Genomic DNA, 24340 nt, shown 5'->3' on the forward strand with positions numbered 1-24340 from the left:
CCAACCCAGTATAGCCAGTAAAAAAAACGCCCGCTATAAGCGGGCGTGATAACACGGTAATATTTACTCGTAAATTAGAAGTCGTAACGTAGACCCAGTGCTAGTTCGTCTTCTGCATCAGCTTTAGTGATGCCTTTCGTTGCATCTTCATCAAGCAGATTGAAGTTGTATGAGATGTAACCGCGGAAGTTTGGTTTGAAGTAGTAAGTCGCATCGATTGCTACGTTATCTGCTTCGTCTTTAGTAGTGCCGGATGTGTCACTTTCAAGATAGTTGTAAGTAGTGGTAAATACAGTTTGACCCATAGTGTAGGCAGCTGCAAATTCATAACCAGTTAGGTCTGTGGTATCTGTTTGACCTTTGATTTGGTCTTCGCCATCAACGAAAGTACCTGCGAAATAAAGGTCATTGATTGTGTAAGATGCCGCTAGCATATATTGGCTACGTTCATTCAACTGACCAGTAGCATTTCCGTTGTTATCCAGTTCAGCTTCATTACCATCTGCATAACCCGCACCTAGCTTAATGCCAGTCTCACCGATTGCGTAGATAGCTGATAGAGAGTAACCATCCGCATCATTATCAGTATAGCCATTGTTACCGTCGGCCTCAGCATCAGCAAAACGGTAGCTGCCTTTTAGGCCCAGATTTTGGAACTGACCTTTGTAAGAGACCATGTTGTCTGAACGGTCAGCTATTGCAATTTTGTATGCCGCAGAGTTACCGTGATAAGCCATGATATCGGTAAAGTCAGTGATAACACCTAAAGCGCCGTCATTTTTACCATAAGTTACTTCACCAAATGTACCACCGATACCACCATACAAGTAACGGTTGGTCAGATCTGATGAACTATTGTTGCCATCGGTCGCACCACCATTATCATTGGTTGTAAATTCACCTTCGTAGAAACCCACACCATATAGGCCGTCAGTGATTTGTGCTTTACCTAGGAAGTTTAGGCGCACGCGAGAGTTGTCTTCCGCTTTGCCATCTTTGAGTGCTAGACGTGCCTCAGCGCGGCCACCCAACTCGATGGAGTTGCCATCTTGGTTGTAGATTTCTGCTGCATTTACACCAGTAGCAACAGCGGCAGCCGAAACGGCTAGAGCGATCAGAGTTTTGTTCATCTTATTGGTCCTAATTTACTGTCCATACATCGTTTTTGGGAAAAGAGTCGCTATTTTGTCTTTTCCATTTTCTTCCGTTCTACAGCTCTACGTGCACAGTTTTAGTGACAACTTAAGCACGCAACTTGAGCCATAGAGGCCTTGCTGGCTTCTGTTGTACCGCCAAAGTTCCCCGATAGGTTAGTAAAAAGATATAAATGCAAATTTTGAACGATGTTTTATTTTTGGTAAAAAATGCTCAATATATTGTTTTTAAATGATAAATTTAAGTTTTTAGTATGCTTATTATGGGGGTTTTCCTTTAGTTTTTTTTATTTATCAGAGCGGATGTAAATAAATTTAAATTGATGATTTAGCTCACATAATTGCTTTGTTTACAATGCAGTAAGATCTGAAGATGAATTCAGGTGATTTAGTCGCTAACTTTGTTTACACTAGAGAAAATAGAGTTAACTAATGTGCTACCCAGTCGATTCGATTGGGTGGCTTCGTTTTGTCCAAAGATAGCTTTGGCAATGAGGTAAAACATGGAAAAAGTCCCAATGACAGTACGCGGTGAACAAATGCTGCGTGAAGAACTAGATCGTTTACTCAAGCTTCGTCCTCAAATTTCCGAAGCTATTGCAGAAGCCCGCGAACTTGGCGATCTAAAAGAAAACGCAGAATATCATGCAGCTAGAGAGGAGCAGGGTATTTGTGAGGCTCAGATTAGAGACATCGAATACAAATTGTCGGTAGCTCAAGTGATTGATGTGTCGAAGATGGAGAACTCTGGTAAAGTTATTTTTGGTTCGACAGTAACCCTCATCGATTGTGATACCGAAGATGAAAAAACGTATCAGATTGTTGGTGAAGATGAAGCTGATATTAAAGCTGGGCGTATTTCAGTGAGCTCGCCTATCGCCAGAGGTTTGATTGGTAAAATGGAAGGCGATGAAGTGGTGATTTCAACTCCTGGTGGTGATCGCGACTTTGAAATTGATAGTGTTGAGTATCGATAATCACTATCTGTGTGCGCTAAGTAGCTAGTGTGGTGCTTTGCAACTTATTTTCAGTCGATATAGTTTAAATCGAAAGGTCGCTCTAGGCGACCTTTGTGCTAAACCTGACGGTCATTTACTTACGTGGCAAGTCGATTTTTGCGTCATCGCTTTGCTTATACAGGACAAGAGTCTTACCTATTACCTGTACATTTTCAGCGCCAGTTTCACGAACAATCGCCTCTACGATTAGGTTTTTTGTCTCGCGATCTTCGCTGGCTATTTTAACTTTTATCAGTTCATGATGGTTAAGAGCGATCTCAATTTCCGCTAGAACAGCTTCAGTAAGTCCATTTGCGCCCATAAGCACGACAGGTTTTAAACTGTGCGCTAGGCCTTTGAGGTGCTGCTTTTGTTTGGTGCTTAAGTTCATCGTGCGGCCAATTTTATTTACTTTAAGGGTTGAAAAATACCATTTTAACGCCATCTATCCTTGAAGACTATAATTTATTGGGTGAAGACCCCTGCTAGTATATTAGGATTTGGATGAGCAAACAGAAACATTCAGCGAGTTCAGGCCGTTGGTTGAAAGAGCACTTCGACGATAAATTTGCCAACGAAGCTCGCAAGAAGGGCTATCGTTCTCGGGCTTATTTCAAGATAGAAGAGATTCAGAATAAAGATAAGCTTCTTAAATCTGGCATGGTCGTAGTGGATTTAGGTGCAGCACCAGGTGGATGGTCTCAATATGCTGCTAAGATAGTAGGTGAAGAGGGTAAAATCATTGCGTGTGATTTGCTTCCTATGGATCCTATTGCTGGGGTGAGCTTTCTGCAAGGTGATTTTAGAGAGGAAGCGGTGCTGGATGCTTTGTTGGACAAAATTCAGCCATCTCTGGTGAATGTAGTTATGTCTGATATGGCGCCTAATATTGCTGGAAATAATTCTGTAGACCAACCAAGAGCTATGTATTTGGTTGAGCTGGCTTTAGATATGTGTCGACAAGTTCTAGCACCCAATGGTAGCTTTGTTGTGAAAGTCTTTCAGGGTGAAGGTTTCGACCAATATGTTAAGGATGTTCGCGATATGTTTAAAGTCGTGAAAATCCGCAAACCTGATTCTTCGAGGGCTCGTTCCCGAGAAGTATTTATAGTAGCCACTGGTTACAAAGGTTAACGATTTGCTTAGTAGAGCATAAGTTAACACTGTAGCTACAGTTTACAAACTGTAGTACCCTACCTTTAATTACAACTATTTATCGCGAGGCTTACACCTTGAGTGATATGGCAAAAAATTTAATTTTATGGCTTGTAATCGCCGTCGTATTGATGTCGGTTTTCCAGAGTTTTGGCCCTGGAGACAGCAGTGGCAGAGCGGTTGATTACACCACATTTGTAAAAGAAGTTGGTCAAGGCCAAATTCAAGATGCAACGTTTAAAGGCGAGGAGATTACCTTTACTCGCCGTGGTGGTGGTTCGCGTTATGTGACTTATATGCCTGTGTACGATCAGAAGCTTTTGGACGACATGATCACCCAGAATGTGAAAGTACAAGGTACACCACCAGAAGAACAAAGTTTGCTGGGAACCATATTCATTTCTTGGTTCCCAATGATCTTGCTGATCGGAGTATGGATATTCTTCATGCGCCAAATGCAAGGTGGCGGGGGCAAAGGCGCCATGTCTTTCGGTAAGAGCAAAGCTCGGATGATGAGTGAAGAGCAAATCAAAACCACATTTGGTGATGTTGCGGGTTGTGATGAAGCGAAAGAAGACGTTAAAGAGCTGGTTGACTACCTACGGGATCCGAGCCGATTCCAGAAGTTAGGGGGTAAAATTCCTACTGGTGTCTTGATGGTTGGTCCCCCTGGAACAGGTAAAACGCTGCTTGCTAAAGCGATTGCTGGTGAAGCCAAAGTTCCTTTCTTTACGATTTCAGGTTCTGATTTTGTTGAGATGTTTGTTGGTGTTGGTGCATCGCGTGTTCGTGATATGTTTGAACAGGCCAAGAAAGCAGCGCCGTGTATCATTTTTATCGATGAAATTGATGCTGTTGGTCGTCAACGAGGCGCTGGAGTTGGTGGGGGTCACGATGAGCGTGAGCAAACATTAAACCAAATGTTGGTTGAGATGGATGGCTTTGAGGGCAACGAGGGCATCATCGTCATTGCTGCTACAAACCGACCAGATGTGCTTGATCCCGCATTGCTTCGTCCAGGGCGATTTGACCGCCAGGTTGTCGTGGGTTTACCGGATGTTCGTGGCCGTGAACAAATCCTCAATGTCCACATGCGTAAGGTCCCTTTAGCTGGAGATGTAGAGCCTTCTTTGATCGCCCGAGGTACGCCCGGTTTCTCTGGAGCCGATCTTGCCAACTTGGTCAACGAAGCGGCGCTGTTTGCTGCTCGTGGTAACAAGCGTAATGTGTCCATGGTTGAATTTGAGTTAGCCAAAGACAAAATTATGATGGGCGCTGAACGTCGCTCTATGGTGATGTCTGAAGAAACCAAAGAATCGACAGCTTATCATGAGGCTGGCCATGCTATTGTTGGTCGTTTGGTACCTGAGCATGATCCTGTGTATAAAGTTTCTATCATTCCCCGAGGGCGAGCTCTTGGGGTGACTATGTACCTTCCAGAACAAGATCGCGTTAGTATGTCGCGTCAGCATCTTGAGTCTATGGTTTCTAGTCTCTATGGTGGTAGGTTGGCTGAAGAGTTGATTTATGGTCCAGAAAAAGTTTCTACTGGTGCCTCGAATGACATTGAACGTGCAACGGATATTGCTCGTAAGATGGTGACTCAATGGGGATTCTCTGAGAAACTTGGTCCATTACTTTATGCCGAAGAAGAAGGAGAGGTCTTCCTTGGCCGAAGTGTGACACAGACCAAACACATGTCAGATGATACCGCAAAGCTCATCGACAACGAAGTCCGCAAAATTATTGATCGAAACTATGCCCGTGCAAAACAGATCCTTGAAGATAACATGGATATCATGCACGCGATGAAAGATGCATTGATGAAGTATGAAACAATTGATGCTGGTCAGATTGATGATTTAATGGAGCGTAAAACGGACATTAGAGAGCCTGCAGGTTGGGGAGATAATGCCAATAAACCAGCAGCCAAAGATGACGTTCAAGCTGAAGCTAAATCCGGCTCTAACCAAGAAGAAACGGTGCCTTCAGCTGAGATTGTTGAAGAGCAAGCACCTGAAAAAAAAGATACTGAATAAAATAACTCCATCAACTAAACCCCGATCAGCTCGGGGTTTTTGTATTTTTTATGATAATCAAAGCAAACAATAAATCTTTAGATTTGTCCTCACCTCAGGTGATGGGGATTTTAAATGTTACGCCTGATTCTTTTTCTGATGGCGGTCAATACGACTCGCTTGAACTCGCTCTGCGGCACGCTAAAAAAATGATAGCCGCGGGCGTGAGTATTATTGATATTGGAGGGGAGTCGACAAGACCTGGCGCTCCAGATGTCAAATTGGAAGAAGAATTGGCACGAGTTATACCGATTATTAAGGCAATTCGTTCTCAATTTGATGTATGGATCTCTATTGATACCAGTAAAGCGGAAGTGATGCGCCAAGCTGTAGCGGCTGGAGCTGACATGATAAATGATATTCGTGCTTTGCAAGAGCCTGGCGCAATCGAGGTTGCCGCTGCGTCTAATGTACCGATATGTCTTATGCACATGCAAGGGCAGCCGCGCACCATGCAAACCAATCCTCACTACCAAAACTTACTCGAAGAGATAAGTGAATTTCTTCAGGAAAGAATACAAGCTTGTGAGGCGTTGGGTATGAATAGAAATCAATTAATTCTCGATCCAGGTTTTGGTTTTGGCAAAACTCTAGAGCACAACTATCATATTTTGTCGCATCTTGAAGATTTTCATCGATTTGGGCTTCCGATATTGGCCGGAATGTCTCGAAAGTCTATGCTGTTTAAGTTGCTTGATAAGGCGCCTAGTGAGTGTGTAGCAGCCAGTGTAAGCTGCGCAACTTTAGCGGCAATGAAAGGAGCGCAAATCATTAGAGTCCATGACTTTGAGCAAACACTTGATGCGATGAAGATCGTTTCAATGGTGAAAAGCCAATATTGATAAAAATTTCTAAAGGAATAAATATGTCTGATAAAAGACGCTATTTTGGCACCGATGGCGTTCGTGGCCACGTAGGGCAGTACCCTATTACCCCTGATTTTGTGCTCAAGCTGGGCTGGGCTGCTGGTCGAGTTCTCGCTAAGCAAGGAACCAAAAAGGTTATCATAGGTAAAGATACTCGAATTTCAGGTTATATGCTTGAGTCAGCACTTGAAGCGGGTCTTGCTGCCGCAGGTTTGAATGCCACTTTAACCGGACCTATGCCAACTCCAGCCGTTGCTTATCTTACGCAAACGTTTCGAGCTGAGGCAGGAATCGTTATTTCGGCTTCACATAATCCATACTACGATAACGGGATTAAGTTTTTTTCTTCCGAAGGCACCAAACTACCGGATGATATTGAACTTGCGATAGAAGCTGAATTGGATAAAGAGATTGAGTGTGTAGAGTCAGCAGTGCTTGGTAAAGCGAGCCGACTTAATGATGCTGCAGGGCGCTACATAGAATTTTGTAAAAGTACTTTTCCATCGAAACTCAGTCTTGCAGGATTAAAAATAGTTATCGATTGTGCACATGGTGCAACCTACCATATTGCGCCATCAGTATTTCGTGAGTTGGGTGCCGAAATTGTGGCCATCGGTGTTGAGCCTAATGGCACCAATATTAATCATCAAGTTGGCGCGACAGATGTTAATACACTGCAAAGAAAGGTCGTCGAAGAGCAAGCTGATTTGGGATTGGCATTTGATGGTGACGGTGATCGCATTATTATGGTTGATCATTTAGGCAACAAGGTCGATGGTGATCAAATCGCTTACATTATTGCTCGGGATATGCTGCAACGCGGTGAGCTAAAAGGTGGTGTTGTGGGCACACTTATGACCAACCTAGGCATGGAAAATGGTCTTAAAGAGCTCGGTATTCCTTTCGTACGTGCTGCTGTAGGTGATCGATATGTTATGGAGCAGCTTTTAGAGAAAGGCTGGAAGATTGGTGCTGAAAACTCGGGTCATATTATCCTGTTGGATAAGGTAACAACAGGAGATGCTATTGTAGCTGCATTGCAAGTGTTGGCCGCGGTAGTCGGCAATACAATGTCTCTTAATCAATTGACTCAAGGAATGATGTTATATCCTCAAGTTTTAGAGAATGTTCGTTTTAGTGGTGATTCAAATCCACTTGAGTCTATTGACGTCAAAGCATCGGTCGATGCTGTGGAAGCAGAATTGGGTGATAAAGGAAGAGTGCTGCTGCGCAAATCAGGCACAGAACCTTTGATTCGCGTTATGGTTGAAGGACAAGATGCAGATATGGTAAAAAATTCAGCGCTTAGAATTGCCGAGGCGGTAAAAGCAAGCGTATAGATCATTTGACCCTTTAGCTGAAGGGGCAAAGTCTTTCTGTTGGTGATCGTTTGTTACGATAAAATGTGATCATCACGACTAGTTTTCATGACAAGTTTATGCTGAGCAAACAAGATTCTTATTTACACGAAATGGGTATTTCCTTGTACGATGTGCGAGATATAGAGAGATTTAAGGGCTATAGCCCTGACTCGATACAAGTACCGGAAACCTGTAAGTTGGTGTTTGTATCTTCAATTTATCCTGTTGGTGATGATGCGAAGTTATTTGAAAAAGTCTTAAGCAGCATGTCTCTTTCTTTAGAAGAGGCATTGCATATTTATCCACAGTATATAAGCCTTGTTTCTAATCAAAATCAAGATTGGGTGTGGTTTTCCGGATCTCCAGTTGATGCAAGAATGCAGGGGAGAGTTTTGCATTCTCCTGAATTGTCCAGTGTTAAAGGTAATGCCAAGAATAGGCGTGATTTATGGCAGCAAATTTGTGAAAATCGATAATTCTATGTCCCTGCACATTTTGCCTCTTGAACAGGCTCATGTTAAAGACGTTTTTTCTATTGAACTACAGGCGCATACTCACCCTTGGTCCTTGAGTCTGATTGAAAGTATTGATGGAAGGGGCGCTTGTCACCGAGTTTTGTTAGATAAAAATAATAAAGTCGTTGGGTACTTTTACGCGCAGAATATTCTTGGAGAAGTGACTTTACTCAACATCGCTGTCGATCCAAAATATCATGGTAGTGGTTATGGTAAAGTGCTGTTAAACGCTTTTCTTGATATGTGTTCAAACCATGATGCTGAAAGTGCATGGTTAGAGGTGAGAGAGAGTAACCACAGAGCTTATACCCTGTATGAGGCCGCTGGATTTAATGAGGTGGATAGAAGAAAAAGCTATTACCCCACAAGTAATGGCAAAGAAGATGCCATTATAATGAGTTACCTTTTCTTCTAGACATCATTTTTGTACAGCTTTGATAGGCGTTGAACCTTCAATAGCATAGAAGTTCTTTTCAAAACGAGAAGGTAGCTCTGATGCTGGTAGTGGTTTATCAAATAAATAACCTTGGAATTGATCGCAACCTAACTCTCTAAGAATGTTGAGTTCCGCAGCTTCTTCTACCCCTTCTGCAATAACTTCTAGTTTTAATCTTTGTGCTGTCATTATAATGGTGTCAACGATGGCTTGATCGCTTTCATCTAAGTGAACTTGAGTGACAAATGAACGGTCGATCTTGAGAACATCTGCAGCCAAATGTTTTAAGTACCTCAGTGATGAATAACCAGTACCAAAATCGTCAATGGAAATCTTAAGGTTGAATTCCTTCAACTTACTCATTTTCTCTATCGCATCTTCTACGTTTTCAAGCAGTAGGTTTTCGGTAATCTCTAATTCGATATGATCGCCTTTCACACCAGCCTGAGCCAATGCATCATGGATATATTCGACGAAACTATTTTGTGCAAATTGAAGTGGGCTGATATTGATAGCAAGCCGTTTAAAAGTATCAGGAAGAACGCCCTGTTTGAGCCAAGCGGAATATTGGTGTAAGGCTTGTTCAATGATCCAGTTACCTATTTGCAAAATTTGTCCGGTCTCTTCTGCAATAGGCATGAAAACTCCCGGAGGTAGCAAGCCTTTTTCCGGATGGTTCCAGCGAATTAAGGCCTCCACACCAACAATTTGCTGCTTTCCACTGACTTGAGGCTGATAATAGAGCTCGAGTTGACCTTTATTGATCGCTTCATGAAGGCCTTTTTCAATTTCTAAGAATGACTCGACCTGAGCTTGCATTTCAGGTTCATAGAACATGTACTTGTTGCGCCCAGCGACTTTGGCTCTATATAAAGCTGTGTCTGCTTGACGCAAAACGTCAATGTTGGTGCTGCTAACTGAGGGAAATACAGATATGCCCACACTAGTTGTGCAATAGAGCAAATGATCATCAATTGAGTAAGGGTTTGAGATGAGCGCAAGAAGTTGCTGAGCGGTCTCGTGAGCTTTATCAGGGTGTACTGAAGGCATAAGAATAGCAAACTCGTCTCCACCGATACGTGCGGCGGTATAATCATCAGCAAGCCAAGCTTCCATTCGTTTTGCAATTGCTTTAATCAGATGGTCACCTATCGTATGTCCTAACGAGTCGTTGATAGTCTTAAACCTGTCTAGATCTAAATAAAACAATACACCAGCCGTTTTATCTCTTTTGGCTTTTTCTATCACATCTTCCAAAGTCTTAAGTAGCAAGCTCCGGTTAGCGAGTCCTGTGAGTGAATCGTAGTAAGCCAGCTGATTAAGTTTTGCTTCTGCCGCTTCTCTGTCTTTCCACAAATTGTGAAATGTCGTTGCGAGTTGTCCCAATTCATCATCTCTGTTGAGGTTTGGCATAGAGACTTCTTTGTGGTTTTGGAGAGATTTTACCCATTCAATGAGTGTCACAAGTGGTTTTGATAGTTTTTGATAGAAAAACAACAGCAATATGGTTGTCAGCAGGATATTTCTAAACAGATCAAACAGAAGTATATGACTTGTTTTGGCGATAAAGTTTTTCGCAATATTCGCGCCATTCACAGAAAAACTTAGTTTACCCACAACGACGTGTGAATTAGGTTGATGAAGCTCGGTTTCATAGACTGGTATGTTAGGAGTGAGATACTCCGATAGTGCCTCGGTAAATGAGCTTTCCATCACAACTTTACGTTCTTCTTCTGTCAACACATCGCCAAAGTCATCAACAATAGCGACACGGTAAATTGCACTATCCATGAGTAAGCTTGAAGCGACTTGCTCTGCTAAAAGTTGATTTAAATGGTATGCGGCTTGACTCGCGTTACTGTAATTTTGCAGTAACTTGAACTGATAGTGTTCTTCAATCCGTTTGTGTTCCTGATGGAGATCCACCAAGATTTGATAAAGACTAAAGATAATCCCCAGTATCACAGACACTAGGAAAACGGTTTTTGCTTGTCGGAATGCTAATGAGTTTATTTTTTTGCTCGCAGGCATAATCGTAACTGGTTCCCTCTACTCCTTTAGTTATAGACTAAATTTATTGATATTTTAATTTGTAGTGCATTTGAAGCAGATTTATTTGTCTTTGTTGCTCCTAAAGCCAATATAAGCCAAAATACGGCGCAAAATAGAATCAATAAGCTAGTGTGCAAATCATGACTTGTTTCGACAGTTACTAGCTCGTTCAATTTAAGAAGAATCTTTGATGTCAAATTCAGTATTTAAGGGCGAAGTCTCCAAGCGCAGAACATTCGCTATCATCTCTCACCCTGATGCGGGTAAAACCACAATAACAGAAAAAGTATTACTTTTTGGTCGTGCAATTCAAACTGCAGGCACGGTTAAAGGAAGAGGCTCTGCACAACATGCCAAGTCAGATTGGATGGAAATGGAAAAGGAGCGTGGTATCTCTGTAACCACATCGGTAATGCAGTTTCCGTACAATGAGTGTCTTGTCAACCTTTTGGATACCCCAGGACACGAAGACTTTTCTGAAGATACATACCGTACCCTGACTGCCGTTGACTCATGTCTAATGGTGATCGATGCCGCTAAAGGTGTCGAAGATCGTACTCGTAAATTGATGGAAGTGACACGATTACGTGATACGCCCATTGTCACTTTTATGAATAAGCTCGACCGAGATATTCGCGATCCTATGGAATTGTTGGATGAAGTGGAAAGTGAATTGAGTATTGCATGCTCACCTATTACTTGGCCCATAGGTTGTGGGAAAGAGTTTAAAGGAGTCTACCATATACACCGTGATGAAACGGTTCTCTATACCACAGGTCATGGCCATACGATTCAAGAAACACGTATTGTCAAAGGTCTAGACAACCCTGAACTTGATGAGGCCGTGGGAGATGAGTTGGCGCAGCAATTGCGAGAAGAGCTAGAGCTAGTTATCGGTGCCTGCCCTGAGTTTGACAACGCGCTTTTCCTTGCTGGTGAACTGACCCCGGTTTATTTTGGGACCGCATTAGGCAACTTTGGTGTAGACCATATGCTAGACGGGTTGACTGAATGGGCTCCTGCTCCGATGCCGCGTCAGGCTAATGAGCGTGAAGTTGAAGCCTATGAAGACAAATTTTCTGGTTTTGTATTTAAGATTCAGGCCAATATGGATCCTAAGCATAGAGATCGTATTGCTTTCATGCGTATTGTTTCTGGTACCTACAAACAAGGCATGAAAATGAATCATGTTCGTCTTGGGAAACAAGTCAATATTTCCGATGCTGTGACTTTTATGGCAGGAGACCGATCAAGAGCAGAAGAAGCCTATGCCGGTGATATTATAGGTCTACACAATCATGGCACCATCCAGATTGGTGATACCTTTACTCAAGGTGAGCTTCTGAAGTTTTCGGGTATCCCCAATTTTGCCCCTGAACTATTTCGTCGTATTCGCCTTAAGGACCCACTAAAGCAAAAGCAATTATTAAAAGGCTTAGTTCAGCTTTCTGAGGAAGGTGCAGTGCAAGTGTTTCGTCCACTGCAAAACAATGACCTTATTGTAGGCGCGGTTGGTGTGCTTCAGTTTGACGTTGTGGTTGCGAGGTTAAAAGCAGAATACAACGTGGAAGCTATATATGAAAGTGTCAATGTGGCGACTGCGCGCTGGGTTGATTGTAGTGACGGTAAAAAGCTCGATGAATTCCAGCGTAAAAACCAAGCAAATTTGGCTCTCGATGGTGGAGACAACCTAACGTATATTGCGCCAACAATGGTTAATCTCAATTTGGCTAAAGAGCGTTTCCCAGATGTTGATTTTCGTGCAACTCGCGAGCATTAACACTCAGGTGCCTACAATAAAAGGGCTAGCGCTTTGTCGCTAGCCCTTTTGTGTATTTAAGACGGTTATTTTTTCTTTTTAGTGGTTTTCTTTTTGTTTTTGACGGGTGGTTTTTTCTTATCGTCTTTTTTCTTTTTCTTGAACACAGGCTTCTTATGCTTGGGTCGAAGCTCTTTAATAAATCTTTCTTTAATCTCTTCTTTAACGTAACGCGTCACGCGTTCCATCATAGGTTGATCATGGGCTTCGATCAGTGAAATCGCATTGCCCTTTTTTCCTGCACGAGCTGTACGGCCAATGCGATGTAGATATACGTCGGCACTACGGGGCATATCATAGTTGATGACATGACTTATATCGGGCAAATCAATTCCACGAGCCGCAACATCGGTTGCAATTAGTATATTGACGCTAGCATCTCTAAAACGTGAAATGGCATTATTACGTCTGTCTTGTGGCATTTCGCCTTGAATCCAAGCACATGGGATTTGATCTTTTTCAAGCTCAGAACGCAGCTCTGCTAAACGTTCACGAGTTTTGACGAAAATAATAGTACGTTCCGCTTGCTCGGTTAGAATATGTTTAAGCAGGGCTAACTTATGCGGTAGATCGTCGGCCCTATGATACCATTGCGCGATTTTCTTGCGTTCTCTTCGTGAAGGTTCGGCGTCTATATGGGCAGGATCTTTTAGTAAGTCAGCACTAAAACCCTCCACACCCTTACCTTCCAATGTCGCTGAAAAGAGTAAGGTTTGCTTACGCCAGCGGCACTCTGAGGACAAACGATCGACAGTTGGCCCAAAACCCATATCGAGCATGCGATCGGCTTCGTCTAAAATGAGCCATTCTATCGCTCGGCAATCAAAACGCTCCGCTTCAATGTACTCCATCAACCGGCCTGGTGTCGCAACAACGATATCTTGGGTTGTCGATAGAATCTCTGCATGTTCCTGGTATTGGACACCACCAGTAATCGTAAAAATATTTAAATTGGTGTGTTTGGCAAAATCACGGGCTTGATCTGCCACTTGCATTGCCAATTCACGAGTTGGAGTGAGAATTAAAATTCGTGCAGGTCCCGGTTTTCGACGAGGAAAGTCTAGTAAATATTGCAATGCTGGGAGTGCAAAAGCGGCGGTCTTACCTGTGCCTGTCGGGGCAGATGCAAGAATATCTTTGCCATCTAAAGCTTGTGGAATTGACTCTGCTTGAATCTGAGTTGGGCGACTAAAGCCCATTTCTTCTATTGCGATGAGCAGGTTTGGATCGAGCTCTAGTTCAGCAAAATTTTTGATCACTCTGGTATCTCCACACGCTGGTAAGTGAGAACTATAAAATTGAGGAAACGTATTATAGAGGCTTCGGTGATACGGGTCACACCTTAATTTTTACATCTTGAGATAAAAGTCTTGAGTAAGAGCGATAAAGTCTTCAGTGTAAGCATTATTTGTTTGAATAATGAGTTGCTGACTTTCAAGCCCAGTGTCTATTTGAGCGAGTTGTATCAAGAGTCGATGAGGCGGTTTTCTATCGGTTGATTGGACCTCACACAATTTGGTTAGATTCCATCCGATAGATAGTGCTAGTTCGATGAATTTTCGTCCTTCAGCTTCTGGTAGTACAAACCAAGCTTTCCCTTCTTCGGTGACCAGAGTGAGTACTTTTGTTAGTAGGGCCTGATGATTGAGGGTTAACGTATGTCTTGCTATGGCTCGCTGTTTTTTCGAAGAGGTTTCTCCTGTGTCAAAATAAGGCGGATTGCAGATGATAGCGTCATATTTGCTTTGAAATGGAAAAGTTAACACATCCCCCGACAACAGATTTATACGCGTGTGCCATGGTGAATTGTCAAAGTTAGTCTTAGCGGCCGAGCAAGCTTGATCATCAATTTCAATAGCATCAATAGTGCAATTTGGATTTCGCTGAGCACAGATCAAAGCGAGCAATCCAGTTCCTGTGCCTATATCAAGAACTTTTGTTGCCCTATGTAAGTCACACCAAGTGCCAAGTAACACGCTATCGGTACTGACTGGCATACCTGAATAGCCACCGGTCACTTTAAATTGTTTGAATGTAAAGTCTTTGGTTTTGGCGTTGTTGTTTTTCATTGTTGTTTACAGTTATGCTCGGAGTTGATTTGGTAGGTTTGTTTAAAACTTGTTGTTGTTGTGTTAAGTTTAAAGTTGCTTTTTGCCAATATTATCATCTTAATTTAATTCTCAATTTAGTCAATAATGCTGCATATTGGCCTTATTTATAAATTTATATGATGTTCTCAGGCTTAGGCTTGCAGATAAGAGAGTGTTTCGTCATTATTCGCGTCCAAATTTATAGACTGGGCAACCTATTGGATAGCTCAGCATACACAACATCAATCACATATAGTTAAAGGGTCTCTTGTGAATCAGACTTTAAAATTAACAGATATTATTGCGTTAGGCTTTATGCTTTTCGCGTTCTTTTTGGGTGCTGGCAATATTATTTTTCCACCGTTAGCGGGTCAGTTGGCTGGTGAAAATATGATACCAGCAATGATAGGTTTTCTTGGCACGGCTGTTGGTCTTCCCCTTGCTACGATTATTGCAATTGCAGTGGCTGGTGGCTCATGGGAGCACTTAACTCAAGATTTACCTAAGCGTGCAGCAATGCTGATGGCAGTGTTAATCTTTATCATCATCGGGCCTGCTTTTGCTGCGCCTCGAACTGGGTTAGTTGCCTATGAGATGGCGGTTAAGCCAATTTTTATCGAGGCTACTCAATCACATCTGACTTTATTTTCAGTACTATTTTTTGCCGTCGCAATCTTTTTCTCTTGGTCTCAGGGAAAGCTAATTGACGTGATAGGCAAAGTTCTCACGCCTGTTCTGTTTATCGGTTTAATTATTTTGGCTTTTGCAGTATTTGTGGATCCACAGGGATCTATGCAGTTTGCTCAAGGTGAATACTTGAAGCAACCTCTGCAAAAAGGTTTCCTTGAAGGGTATAACACTATGGACACCTTTGGAGCATTAATGTTTGGTGTCTTGATTGTTGACGCGTTGCGTCAGAGAGGGATCACAGAACAAAAAGCAACAGCTCGATACTTGATTAGTGCTGCATGTATTGCTGCTATTGGCCTTGCGTTTGTTTATATCTCTCTGTTCTACTTAGGAGCGACGAGCTCTGCAGTCGCATCGGGCGCCGATAATGGTGGTATCATCCTCAGTCTGTATGTCCAATCTTTATTTGGTCCATATGGACAAATTGTGTTGTCAGTCATTGTATTACTTGCTTGTTTGACAACCGCGATAGGCCTTATTTCTGCCTGTTCTGACTACTTTAGTTCTTTGACTCCTGTTTCATACAAACAATGGGTTATCATAAATGGTGTGGCTTGCGCTGTAGTGGCGAATGTTGGTCTATCTCAGCTAATTACTCTATCCATACCCGTGCTATTTGCTTTATATCCGGTTGCTATTGCCCTTGTGGTGTTGACGTTCATACGCAAGTTTCTCCCAAGTCCTAAACTTGCCTACCGAGTTGTACTTGCAGTATCACTTCTTTTTGCTCTTATTGATGCATTGAAAGTGGCGGGTTTTGACGTCTCTGCTTTCAGTGTGCTGCCTATGTTTGATTTTGGCATGGGTTGGTTGCTACCAACTTTCGCCACTATGATAGGTATGCTTTTTGTCGGCAAATCTGAGCAGCCATCTCTAAATAAAGAAGTCGCATAAATTAATCAAAGATTGATAGGCAAAATCCACCTAGCTGATGCAGTTCAGCAGGTGGATTTTTGTGTGCAAAATTCGCTGTCACTTCCAAAATAAATCTGTATCTTCATCACACTTTTCAGTACAATCCTTCGGTTAAATTCTACTCATAAATGTTGAGCGAGTATGTTTGAAATTAATCCAATTAAAAATCGCCTGAAGGACGTGTCTGAGCGCACCAATGTCCTGAGGGGGTACCTTTGACTATGACGCGAAGCAAGAGCGTCTAGAAGAAGTCAATGCAGAATTAGAGCAGCCAGATGTTTGGAACGAACCTGAGCGTGCACAGGCATTAGGAAAAGAACGAGCGTCTCTTGAGGCGGTTGTAGAAACTATCGATCAGCTTATTCAAGGTGTTGAAGATGTTGATGGCCTGCTTGAGTTAGCCGTAGAAGAAGAAGATCAAGAAACGTTTGATGAAATTGAGCCTGAATTGGCTGAGCTAGAAAGCAAGCTGGAAAAGCTTGAATTTCGTCGTATGTTCTCTGGCGATCATGATGGATCAGATTGTTATATTGATTTGCAATCTGGCTCAGGTGGCACTGAGGCTCAAGATTGGACATCTATGATGTTACGTATGTATCTACGCTGGGCTGAAGCGAAAGGTTTTAAAACTGAAGTTATTGAAGTATCTGAAGGAGAGGTGGCTGGTCTTAAAGGTGCGACAGTTAAGATTTCAGGTGAATACGCCTATGGGTGGTTGAGAACGGAAACCGGTGTTCATCGTTTGGTACGTAAATCTCCCTTTGATTCAAGTGGACGTCGCCATACTTCGTTTGCTTCTGCTTTTATCTACCCAGAAATTGACGACAATATTCAGATAGACATTAATCCAGCGGATCTTCGTATTGATGTGTACCGCGCTTCTGGTGCAGGTGGACAACACGTAAACACCACCGAATCTGCGGTACGTATTACGCACGTTCCGACAAATACCGTGGTTCAGTGTCAGAATGATCGCTCTCAGCACAAGAATAAAGATCAGGCAATGAAGCAGCTGCGTGCCAAATTATTTGAGCTAGAAATTCAAAAGCAGAATGCTGAAAAGCAAGCGAATGAAGATGCGAAATCTGACATCGGTTGGGGTAGTCAGATCCGTTCATACGTACTGGATGACTCACGCATAAAAGATTTGCGCACTGGCGTTGAAAATCGCAATACACAAGCGGTTCTTGACGGTGATTTAGACAAATTCATTGAAGCTAGCCTGAAATCAGGTCTGTAAGCTTTTATCGACATTCAAGCGAAACAGGATATATCGAACAATGACTGACGCTGTTCAAAACGAAAACCTACAAGAAGAAAACAAGCTGATTGCTGAGCGCCGTGCTAAATTGGATGAAATCCGCAAAAGCTGCAAGGCGAATGGTCACCCTAACGATTTTCGCCGTGACGTGTTGGCTGGTGATTTGCAAAAAGAGTTCGGTGAAAAGACTAAGGAAGAACTGGAAGAACTCAATCATATTGTGGCAATTGCTGGTCGAATCATGGCTAAGCGAGGACCTTTTCTCGTGATTCAAGAGACTTCTGGACGAATTCAAGCCTACGCCGCAAAAGAGGTTCAAACAGAACTAAAAACCAAATATCAAGGCCTAGATATTGGTGACATAATCGGCGTAAAAGGTGCCTTGCATAAATCAGGTAAAGGTGATTTGTACGTAAACATGGAAGAGTATGAGTTACTGACTAAGGCACTTCGACCACTACCTGAGAAATTTCATGGTCTAACGGATCAAGAAATGCGTTATCGCCAGCGTTATGTGGACTTGATTGTTAACGAAGATTCTCGCCAAGCATTTATCATCCGCTCTAAGCTTGTTTCGTCTATTCGTAACTTTATGAGTCAAAAAGGTTACCTAGAAGTTGAAACGCCGATGATGCATGTCATTCCTGGCGGTGCTACAGCACGTCCATTTGTTACCCACCACAATGCGTTGGATATTGATATGTATCTACGTGTTGCTCCTGAGCTGTATCTAAAGCGTTTAGTGGTAGGTGGCTTTGATCGAGTTTTCGAGATCAACAGAAACTTTCGCAATGAGGGGCTTTCGCCTCGCCACAACCCAGAGTTTACCATGATGGAATTCTATCAAGCGTACTCTGATTACAAAGATCTTATGGATCTAACGGAAGAAATGTTGAGTACTGTGGCCATGGATGTTTTGGGTTCAACCTCTATGCCATATGGAGATGAAATCGTTGAGTTTGGCGGTACATATGCTCGTATGAGTATGTTTGAAGCAATCAAGCATTATAATCCAGAGCACGTCGAGATTCAGGCCCTCACTGAAGATGATCTGCAATATCGCGACAAGATGGTTGCCATAGCGAAGTCAGTCCATGTTGAGGTCGAGCCTTTCTGGACCTGTGGTCAATTGTTGGAAGAAATCTTTGGTGAAACGGCTGAGCCACAGCTAATCCAACCAACATTTATTACTGGATATCCAGCAGATATCTCACCTTTGGCTCGTCGCAGTGATGATAATCCGTTCTTTACCGACCGTTTTGAATTCTTTATTGGTGGACGTGAAGTGGCCAATGGTTTCTCTGAGCTAAATGACGCTGAAGATCAAGACGCACGTTTTAAAGCACAAGTGAATGCGAAAGATGCGGGTGATGATGAAGCTATGTATTATGATGCTGATTATATTACTGCGCTAGAGCATGGTTTACCACCTACCGCTGGGCAAGGTATTGGTATTGATCGTCTAGCCATGTTGTTTACCAATACTCATACAATCCGCGATGTCATTTTGTTTCCAGCAATGCGTCCTCAATCCTAGTCGATATATTATGCTTTGCTCTAAGCAGAACTATTAGGCCGATCTTGTATCGGCCTTTTTACATTTTTGAGTGAGTTACCCGACATGGTCACTGCTGGCATAGCTTGATAGTGATTATTGAGTTAAGCAGTGGCTACTTTGAGAAAAAAGGAGCTCAACTTCATGTTTTGGGTGAGGGTGGAAAAAGTGAAAACCTTGAATAGAGTGACAATTAAGGCTTGAAAGTAGAGCGGCTTGTTGTTTGGTTTCAACTCCTTCTGCCACCACACTAAGGTTAAGTGAATTCCCAAGATTAATGATGTTTTCAATGACAGTAATTTGCTTGGGTAGGGTGTCTATGTCGGAAATAAATGTTCTATCTATTTTGAGTTCATCGACTGGAAAGCGCGCAAGATAAGACAATGAAGAATAGCCGGTGCCAAAGTCATCAATAGATAGACTAAAGCCTAAGCTTTTTATCGCATTAAGCATCTTGAGTGTGTGTTTACTATCACTCATTACCGCACTTTCAGTTAATTCAAAGGTAATACAGCTCGGATCGAGTTCTGTGCGCCGTAAAAGCTTCTCCACATAGGTGACAAGTGTAGGGTTGCCAAATTGCTCAGGAGACAGATTGATGGCAATTCGTCCGGGCAAAATACCTTGCCGTTCCCACTGCCTCACTGTGTTAAAAACTTCACGTATCACCACTCGGCCTAAACGCTCAATTAACCCTGCGCGTTCGGCGATAGGAATGAAGGAGCTTGGGCTAATATACCCTTTTATAGGATGTTTCCAGCGTATTAAGGCCTCTGCACCATTGATACTAAAGTTTTGTGCATTGACCTTGGGTTGATACCAGACCTCTAAGCCGTTCTGTTTTAAAGCTTTCTGCAATTCAATTTCTAGCCAAAGACGCGTGCGCGCCTCTTTGTTCATTTTTTTGTTGAATTTTATTAAACGGTTTCTGCCCCGATTTTTGGCTTCATACATGGCAGTGTCAGCGTTTTGCAGCAGGAGTCGTGCATTTGTGCCATTTTCTGGGTAGGAGACGCTACCAATAGAACAAGATAATCCTTTGCTGAAATGCTGTAAATCGAAGGGCTTATTGATCAGCGAAATAATTTGATCGGCCAAAATGTCAGCGGTGGTAGAATCGTTGGGTTTGGGGATGATGACGCCAAATTCATCGCCGCCTAAATGCCCGATAATGGTGTTTTTGGGCAAAAATTTTGCGAGGCGATGAGAAACTTCTACTAAGACTTTATCGCCAATATGATGTCCTAAAGAGTCATTGATGTTTTTAAAATTGTCAATGTCTAGGTAGAGGAGGAGCAATGGTACTTCATCTTCAACCAGCTGATTTAAATATTGAGTGAATCCGAGGCGAGTTAAAGTGTCGCTGTGGTGGCGATCTGAAATGGTAAGCTTAAGTAAATTATCTGACGCTAGCTTTTTCAGCCAATACTGTAATTGTTGCGACAACATCAAGGGTATTACCAACTCTCTCGAGACTAATGCAGATAACAGAAAGGATCGATAATGATAACGCCGTAACTGCTATGACAATTTGATTAAATAGAATAAAAATGGAAACTAATTCCCTGACAAGTGGTAGGGATTTTGCCGTTATCGTTAATAAAACACATTTTACTTTCTACAAACTAACGGATCGTCGATATGATTAACAAGATTTGACGCCTATGATGTGCCATGTTGTGTCAATTTTGAGATATTCAATCCAGTTATTTTTGTTCAATGTACGAAAATTCATCAAACACATTTTGTGTGTGGATTGATATATTTGCGATTTGGATTGCTTATGGGGTGAGCCATTGTAAGGAGATTCAAAGAAAACAGATCAAAACTTTTCAAGACGTTGCAAATTTTTTTGATTAGTATGGCGAATTGTATTTGTTGAGAGTTACAATTTCTTATCCGTATAGTGAGGTGGTTAATGCTTATTCGAACAGAAGCTCCGGCAGATATTTTGGCGGTTGATAAATTACTTAAAGCAACCTTTGACACAGAGTCTGAAGCGAATTTGGTCATGAAACTCAGAGAAAATGGCCGTAGAACGTTGGCTCTTGTTGCGAGTAATGATGACGGTGAGATTATAGGGTATGTGATGTTTAGCCCTGTGACGTTAAATGGTGACGATCTTAACTGGCAAGGACTTGCTCCACTGGCTATCCAAGATAACTATCGACGTCAAGGTTTAGCGGCCGAACTCGTTAATGAAGCGTTGGATACCCTTAAAGAATTTGGTTATCCCGCCTGTGTTGTTCTTGGCGAACCGAGCTATTATTCACGTTTTGGCTTTGAAGCTAGTGAGAGATATGGTTTTTCGTGTCAATGGGATGTGCCAGATGGCGTGTTTCAAGTGTTGGAACTTGATGAAAATGCATTGGCTAATCGTACAGGCATGATTGAGTACAGCTCCGAGTTTTCAGAACTTTAAGCCAAAATCTAGGATGAACAAATGATTAACGCTCAGTTTTGTCCTTTTTTTGAACGTTTGGCGTCGCTGAGGTCATTTTTTTTTAAATTCTGCTTGTCAGCGTAATCACCTTTCGTTAGTATTGCTCGGCCTTCGATAAGGGGGTCGCTAGCCTTGTTCAGAAAGTCATTTCGAGCGGCGCTGGCTCAACAATTTGGAACATAGGTGGAAACAATGTTTACAGTTCTACTTGTGATTTACCTGTTGGCAGCGATTGGTGTAATCGGACTAGTGTTGATTCAACAAGGTAAAGGCGCAGATATGGGAGCCTCATTCGGTGCTGGCGCATCAAACACAGTGTTTGGCGCAAGTGGCTCAGGAAATTTCCTAACCCGAATGACTGCAATTTTTGCAACAGTATTCTTTGCTCTCAGCTTAGTACTAGGTAACATGTCAACACACAAAACTGAATCTCAGTGGGTTGACCCGACTCAAGGTCAAGTTATCCAACAAGTTGATGAAGCAGCGAGTGAAGTTCCAGCACCTACAGGTGATGAAATTCCTCAATAGCTAAAGAATTTAGCTGCCGAGATGGTGAAATTGGTAGACACGCTAGCATGAGGTGCTAGTGCCTTAGGTGTGAGGGTTCGAGTCCCTCTCTCGGCACCATGTTTACGAACTTGTAAAACAACTTAGAGAGCGTATAATGCTCGACAAGTCGGACGCGGGGTGGAGCAGCTTGGTAGCTCGTCGGGCTCATAACCCGAAGGTCGTCGGTTCAAATCCGGCCCCCGCAACCAATCCTTACGGAGTGGGCAAGTTTACACAGTAGCTATATAAGCGCTGTGAGTTAGGTAAGTCTGATTACCTAACGTATAAGGGTCCAGCATAAAAAACCCCGACTAATCGGGGTTTTTTGTTATCTAAATATTTCGTTTTGGAATAGTTAGAATTTGCTTGGAATTTAAATTGGGCTATAAGCCCTTTTTTTGTTTCTGGAGTGGTTTAAATGACTGGTTTAGAAAGACAACTTACTGAAATGCTTGAAGCTCCGGTGGTTGCATTGGGCTATGAGTTAGTTGGATTAGAGTTTATTCGTGCAGGTGAGCATTCAACGTTACGTATCTTTATTGACCATGAGAATGGCATTACAGTGGACGATTGTGCCGAAGTGAGCCGTCAGGTCAGCGCGGTCATGGACGTTGAAGACCCGATCACAGTGGCTTACAACCTTGAAGTGTCTTCTCCCGGTTTAGAAAGACCACTTTTCAAAGCAGAACATTATGAACAATTTATTGGTCACGAGGTCAGCATTGTTTTGAAAATGGCTGTAGGCAACCGTCGCAAATGGAAAGGTATTATCCAATCTGTTGATGGTGAGACAGTTGCAGTTAATATTGACGGCAATGAAGAAGAGTTTGCTTTGAGCAATATTTCAAAAGCTAACCTGATCCCTAAATTTTAATTAAGGTCTTAGAGGCTATTTAAAATGAGTAAAGAAATTTTAGCGGTAGCAGAAGCGGTATCGAATGAAAAAGGGGTACCTCGTGAACGGATTTTTGAAGCATTAGAGATTGCTTTAGCAACATCGACGAAGAAAAAACACGATATTGAGATTGATGTGCGTGTTTCTATAGATCGTAAAACGGGCGAGTTTGATACGTATCGTCGTTGGTTAGTCGTTGAAAATGTAGAACATCCAACCAAAGAGATTTCTTTGGAAGCGGCTCAGTTTGACGACGATTCTATTGAGCTTGGTGATTTTGTAGAAGATGAAATTGAATCAGTCACATTTGACCGAATCACCACTCAGACTGCAAAGCAAGTCATTGTGCAGAAGGTACGTGAAGCTGAACGTGCACAAATTGTTGAACAGTTCATTGATAATGAAGGTGAACTTGTTACGGGTGTTGTTAAAAAAGTAAACCGAGACACGATTATTCTTGATTTGGGTAACAATGCAGAAGCTGTCATTTTACGCGATGACCAATTGCCCCGAGAAAACCATCGCCCGGGTGACCGTGTTCGCGGATTATTATACCGCGTTGCTCCAGATGCTCGTGGATTCCAGCTGTTTATTACTCGTTCTAAACCAGAGATGCTTGCTGAGCTTTTCCGTGTAGAAGTGCCAGAGATTGCTGAAGAAATCATCGAGCTTAAAGGTGCGGCTCGTGATCCTGGTTCACGCGCCAAAATTGCGGTTAAGACTAACGATAAACGTATTGATCCTGTTGGAGCGTGTGTGGGTATGCGTGGTGCTCGTGTTCAAGCTGTATCTGGTGAACTCGGTGGCGAGCGTATCGACATTGTGCTGTGGGATGATAACCCAGCGCAATTCGTTATCAATGCCATGGCACCTGCAGATGTTGCCTCTATCATCGTCGATGAAGATGCCCATGCTATGGACATTGCAGTAGAAGCCGATAATTTGGCCCAAGCCATTGGTCGCAATGGTCAGAACGTTCGTCTTGCTTCCCAACTGACGGGATGGGAGCTGAATGTAATGACGGTTGCAGATTTACATAAGAAACATACAGAAGAGTCACAAGCGGCAATTGAAAGCTTCATGAAATATCTTGATATTGAAGAAGATTTTGCCCAGCTTCTCGTAGAAGAAGGGTTCTCTTCTCTGGAAGAAGTTGCTTATGTTCCTGTCAATGAGTTATTGGAAGTTGACGGTTTGGATGAAGACTTGGTTGAAGAACTCCGTAATCGAGCTAAAGATGCGTTGACGACACTGGCACTTGCTCAAGAAGAGACGTTTGATGGCTTGGAGCCTGCGGAAGATTTGTTAGCTTTAGAAGGTTTGGAACGTGAATTGGCCTTTAAGCTAGCAGCAAAAGGCGTGGTAACACTTGAAGATCTTGCAGACCAAGGTATTGACGACTTAGAAGGTATTGAAGGCCTTACTGAAGAGCGTGCGGGTGAGCTTATTATGGCAGCGCGTAACATTTGTTGGTTCGGTGAAGAAGAATAATTTCAGCAAGGAGGAAG

At 42.6% G+C, this 24340-nt stretch carries 20 protein-coding genes, 2 tRNA genes and 1 pseudogene; 17 read left to right on the forward strand and 6 right to left on the reverse strand.

The window, feature by feature from the left end:
• Positions 1–74 precede the first annotated feature (74 nt).
• The gene (locus QQK21_RS11610) at positions 75–1130 is read right to left on the reverse strand and encodes a porin (RefSeq protein ID WP_284192355.1); all 1056 of its coding nucleotides are present in this window, start codon (positions 1128–1130) and stop codon (positions 75–77) included.
• 527 nt (positions 1131–1657) lie between these two features.
• Between QQK21_RS11610 and greA the strand changes: the two genes are divergently transcribed.
• Positions 1658–2131: a transcription elongation factor GreA gene (gene greA / locus QQK21_RS11615; protein ID WP_284192356.1), complete on the forward strand. Its 474-nt coding sequence runs from the start codon at positions 1658–1660 to the stop codon at positions 2129–2131.
• A 115-nt stretch (positions 2132–2246) separates the two neighbouring features.
• On the opposite strand, the gene yhbY is transcribed toward greA, so the two are convergent.
• Complete coding sequence (gene yhbY / locus QQK21_RS11620) at positions 2247–2543, reverse strand: ribosome assembly RNA-binding protein YhbY (protein WP_284192427.1); 297 nt, start codon at positions 2541–2543, stop codon at positions 2247–2249.
• A gap of 113 nt (positions 2544–2656) precedes the next feature.
• Here yhbY and rlmE point away from each other — a divergent pair, with 113 nt between their 5' ends.
• The 6 genes from rlmE (at position 2657) to rimI (ending at position 8542) form a co-directional block, all read left to right on the forward strand.
• Positions 2657–3286, forward strand: coding sequence for a 23S rRNA (uridine(2552)-2'-O)-methyltransferase RlmE (rlmE, locus tag QQK21_RS11625; protein ID WP_284192357.1), 630 nt, complete (start codon positions 2657–2659; stop codon positions 3284–3286).
• 107 nt (positions 3287–3393) lie between these two features.
• On the forward strand, positions 3394–5346 hold the full coding sequence (gene ftsH, locus QQK21_RS11630; protein ID WP_284192358.1) for an ATP-dependent zinc metalloprotease FtsH: 1953 nt from the start codon (positions 3394–3396) through the stop codon (positions 5344–5346).
• Positions 5347–5396: 50 nt separating this feature from the next.
• Positions 5397–6227: a dihydropteroate synthase gene (gene folP / locus QQK21_RS11635; protein WP_284192359.1), complete on the forward strand. Its 831-nt coding sequence runs from the start codon at positions 5397–5399 to the stop codon at positions 6225–6227.
• A gap of 23 nt (positions 6228–6250) precedes the next feature.
• On the forward strand, positions 6251–7591 hold the full coding sequence (gene glmM, locus QQK21_RS11640; RefSeq protein ID WP_284192360.1) for a phosphoglucosamine mutase: 1341 nt from the start codon (positions 6251–6253) through the stop codon (positions 7589–7591).
• 98 nt (positions 7592–7689) lie between these two features.
• Positions 7690–8088, forward strand: coding sequence for a DNA polymerase III subunit psi (locus QQK21_RS11645; protein WP_284192361.1), 399 nt, complete (start codon positions 7690–7692; stop codon positions 8086–8088).
• Positions 8089–8092: 4 nt separating this feature from the next.
• Positions 8093–8542: a ribosomal protein S18-alanine N-acetyltransferase gene (gene rimI, locus QQK21_RS11650; protein ID WP_284192428.1), complete on the forward strand. Its 450-nt coding sequence runs from the start codon at positions 8093–8095 to the stop codon at positions 8540–8542.
• A gap of 3 nt (positions 8543–8545) precedes the next feature.
• Here rimI and QQK21_RS11655 read toward each other — a convergent pair whose 3' ends face one another.
• On the reverse strand, positions 8546–10594 hold the full coding sequence (locus tag QQK21_RS11655) for a putative bifunctional diguanylate cyclase/phosphodiesterase (RefSeq protein ID WP_284192362.1): 2049 nt from the start codon (positions 10592–10594) through the stop codon (positions 8546–8548).
• Between the two features lie 211 nt (positions 10595–10805).
• On the opposite strand from QQK21_RS11655, the gene prfC reads away from it, so the two are divergent.
• The gene (gene prfC / locus QQK21_RS11660; RefSeq protein ID WP_284192363.1) at positions 10806–12395 is read left to right on the forward strand and encodes a peptide chain release factor 3; all 1590 of its coding nucleotides are present in this window, start codon (positions 10806–10808) and stop codon (positions 12393–12395) included.
• A gap of 65 nt (positions 12396–12460) precedes the next feature.
• Here prfC and srmB read toward each other — a convergent pair whose 3' ends face one another.
• The gene (gene srmB / locus QQK21_RS11665) at positions 12461–13693 is read right to left on the reverse strand and encodes an ATP-dependent RNA helicase SrmB (protein WP_284192364.1); all 1233 of its coding nucleotides are present in this window, start codon (positions 13691–13693) and stop codon (positions 12461–12463) included.
• Between the two features lie 90 nt (positions 13694–13783).
• Complete coding sequence (locus QQK21_RS11670; RefSeq protein ID WP_284192365.1) at positions 13784–14503, reverse strand: tRNA1(Val) (adenine(37)-N6)-methyltransferase; 720 nt, start codon at positions 14501–14503, stop codon at positions 13784–13786.
• A 291-nt stretch (positions 14504–14794) separates the two neighbouring features.
• Here QQK21_RS11670 and brnQ point away from each other — a divergent pair, with 291 nt between their 5' ends.
• The 3 genes from brnQ to lysS all read left to right on the forward strand — a co-directional run bounded on the left by brnQ (position 14795) and on the right by lysS (position 18927).
• Positions 14795–16108: a branched-chain amino acid transport system II carrier protein gene (gene brnQ / locus QQK21_RS11675; RefSeq protein WP_284192366.1), complete on the forward strand. Its 1314-nt coding sequence runs from the start codon at positions 14795–14797 to the stop codon at positions 16106–16108.
• 162 nt (positions 16109–16270) lie between these two features.
• A protein-coding gene (gene prfB / locus QQK21_RS11680; RefSeq protein ID WP_284192367.1) for a peptide chain release factor 2 occupies positions 16271–17369 on the forward strand; the annotation gives its coding sequence in 2 pieces (ribosomal slippage) (positions 16271–16345 and positions 16347–17369; 1098 coding nt in all).
• Between the two features lie 40 nt (positions 17370–17409).
• A complete protein-coding gene (gene lysS / locus QQK21_RS11685) occupies positions 17410–18927 on the forward strand; it encodes a lysine--tRNA ligase (protein WP_284192368.1) in 1518 nt (505 codons plus the stop codon).
• A gap of 114 nt (positions 18928–19041) precedes the next feature.
• On the opposite strand, the pseudogene QQK21_RS11690 reads toward lysS, so the two are convergent.
• Positions 19042–20397 (reverse strand): annotated as a pseudogene (locus QQK21_RS11690) (putative bifunctional diguanylate cyclase/phosphodiesterase); the annotation flags it as partial.
• A 466-nt stretch (positions 20398–20863) separates the two neighbouring features.
• Between QQK21_RS11690 and QQK21_RS11695 the strand changes: the two are divergent.
• The 6 genes from QQK21_RS11695 to nusA all read left to right on the forward strand — a co-directional run bounded on the left by QQK21_RS11695 (position 20864) and on the right by nusA (position 24323).
• Positions 20864–21367 (forward strand): GNAT family N-acetyltransferase, encoded by a 504-nt coding sequence (locus tag QQK21_RS11695; protein WP_284192369.1) that lies wholly within the window; start codon positions 20864–20866, stop codon positions 21365–21367.
• Positions 21368–21580: 213 nt separating this feature from the next.
• Positions 21581–21916, forward strand: a complete 336-nt coding sequence (gene secG, locus QQK21_RS11700) for a preprotein translocase subunit SecG (protein ID WP_284192370.1) — start codon at positions 21581–21583, stop codon at positions 21914–21916.
• Positions 21917–21931: 15 nt separating this feature from the next.
• Positions 21932–22015 (forward strand) — tRNA-Leu (locus tag QQK21_RS11705).
• 54 nt (positions 22016–22069) lie between these two features.
• A tRNA-Met gene (locus tag QQK21_RS11710) sits at positions 22070–22146 on the forward strand.
• A gap of 209 nt (positions 22147–22355) precedes the next feature.
• Positions 22356–22811 (forward strand): ribosome maturation factor RimP, encoded by a 456-nt coding sequence (gene rimP, locus QQK21_RS11715; RefSeq protein WP_284192371.1) that lies wholly within the window; start codon positions 22356–22358, stop codon positions 22809–22811.
• Positions 22812–22835: 24 nt separating this feature from the next.
• Positions 22836–24323 carry a transcription termination factor NusA gene (gene nusA, locus QQK21_RS11720; protein WP_284192372.1) on the forward strand — a complete coding sequence of 496 codons (1488 nt, stop codon included), beginning with the start codon at positions 22836–22838 and terminating at the stop codon, positions 24321–24323.
• Positions 24324–24340 lie beyond the last annotated feature (17 nt).

It is taken from the genome of Vibrio zhanjiangensis (assembly GCF_030161235.1).
GTDB classification, from domain to species: Bacteria; Pseudomonadota; Gammaproteobacteria; order Enterobacterales; family Vibrionaceae; genus Vibrio; species Vibrio zhanjiangensis.

Excerpts from the sequence above, each read along its gene's own strand:
- QQK21_RS11610 (WP_284192355.1), bottom strand. The coding sequence starts at position 1,130 with ATGAACAAAACTCTGATCGCTCTAGCCGTTTCGGCTGCCGCTGTTGCT.
- greA (WP_284192356.1), top strand. The coding sequence starts at position 1,658 with ATGGAAAAAGTCCCAATGACAGTACGCGGTGAACAAATGCTGCGTGAA.
- yhbY (WP_284192427.1), bottom strand. The coding sequence starts at position 2,543 with ATGAACTTAAGCACCAAACAAAAGCAGCACCTCAAAGGCCTAGCGCAC.
- rlmE (WP_284192357.1), top strand. The coding sequence starts at position 2,657 with ATGAGCAAACAGAAACATTCAGCGAGTTCAGGCCGTTGGTTGAAAGAG.
- ftsH (WP_284192358.1), top strand. The coding sequence starts at position 3,394 with ATGGCAAAAAATTTAATTTTATGGCTTGTAATCGCCGTCGTATTGATG.
- folP (WP_284192359.1), top strand. The coding sequence starts at position 5,397 with ATGATAATCAAAGCAAACAATAAATCTTTAGATTTGTCCTCACCTCAG.
- glmM (WP_284192360.1), top strand. The coding sequence starts at position 6,251 with ATGTCTGATAAAAGACGCTATTTTGGCACCGATGGCGTTCGTGGCCAC.
- QQK21_RS11645 (WP_284192361.1), top strand. The coding sequence starts at position 7,690 with ATGCTGAGCAAACAAGATTCTTATTTACACGAAATGGGTATTTCCTTG.
- rimI (WP_284192428.1), top strand. The coding sequence starts at position 8,093 with ATGTCCCTGCACATTTTGCCTCTTGAACAGGCTCATGTTAAAGACGTT.
- QQK21_RS11655 (WP_284192362.1), bottom strand. The coding sequence starts at position 10,594 with ATGCCTGCGAGCAAAAAAATAAACTCATTAGCATTCCGACAAGCAAAA.
- prfC (WP_284192363.1), top strand. The coding sequence starts at position 10,806 with ATGTCAAATTCAGTATTTAAGGGCGAAGTCTCCAAGCGCAGAACATTC.
- QQK21_RS11670 (WP_284192365.1), bottom strand. The coding sequence starts at position 14,503 with ATGAAAAACAACAACGCCAAAACCAAAGACTTTACATTCAAACAATTT.
- lysS (WP_284192368.1), top strand. The coding sequence starts at position 17,410 with ATGACTGACGCTGTTCAAAACGAAAACCTACAAGAAGAAAACAAGCTG.
- QQK21_RS11695 (WP_284192369.1), top strand. The coding sequence starts at position 20,864 with ATGCTTATTCGAACAGAAGCTCCGGCAGATATTTTGGCGGTTGATAAA.
- secG (WP_284192370.1), top strand. The coding sequence starts at position 21,581 with ATGTTTACAGTTCTACTTGTGATTTACCTGTTGGCAGCGATTGGTGTA.
- rimP (WP_284192371.1), top strand. The coding sequence starts at position 22,356 with ATGACTGGTTTAGAAAGACAACTTACTGAAATGCTTGAAGCTCCGGTG.
- nusA (WP_284192372.1), top strand. The coding sequence starts at position 22,836 with ATGAGTAAAGAAATTTTAGCGGTAGCAGAAGCGGTATCGAATGAAAAA.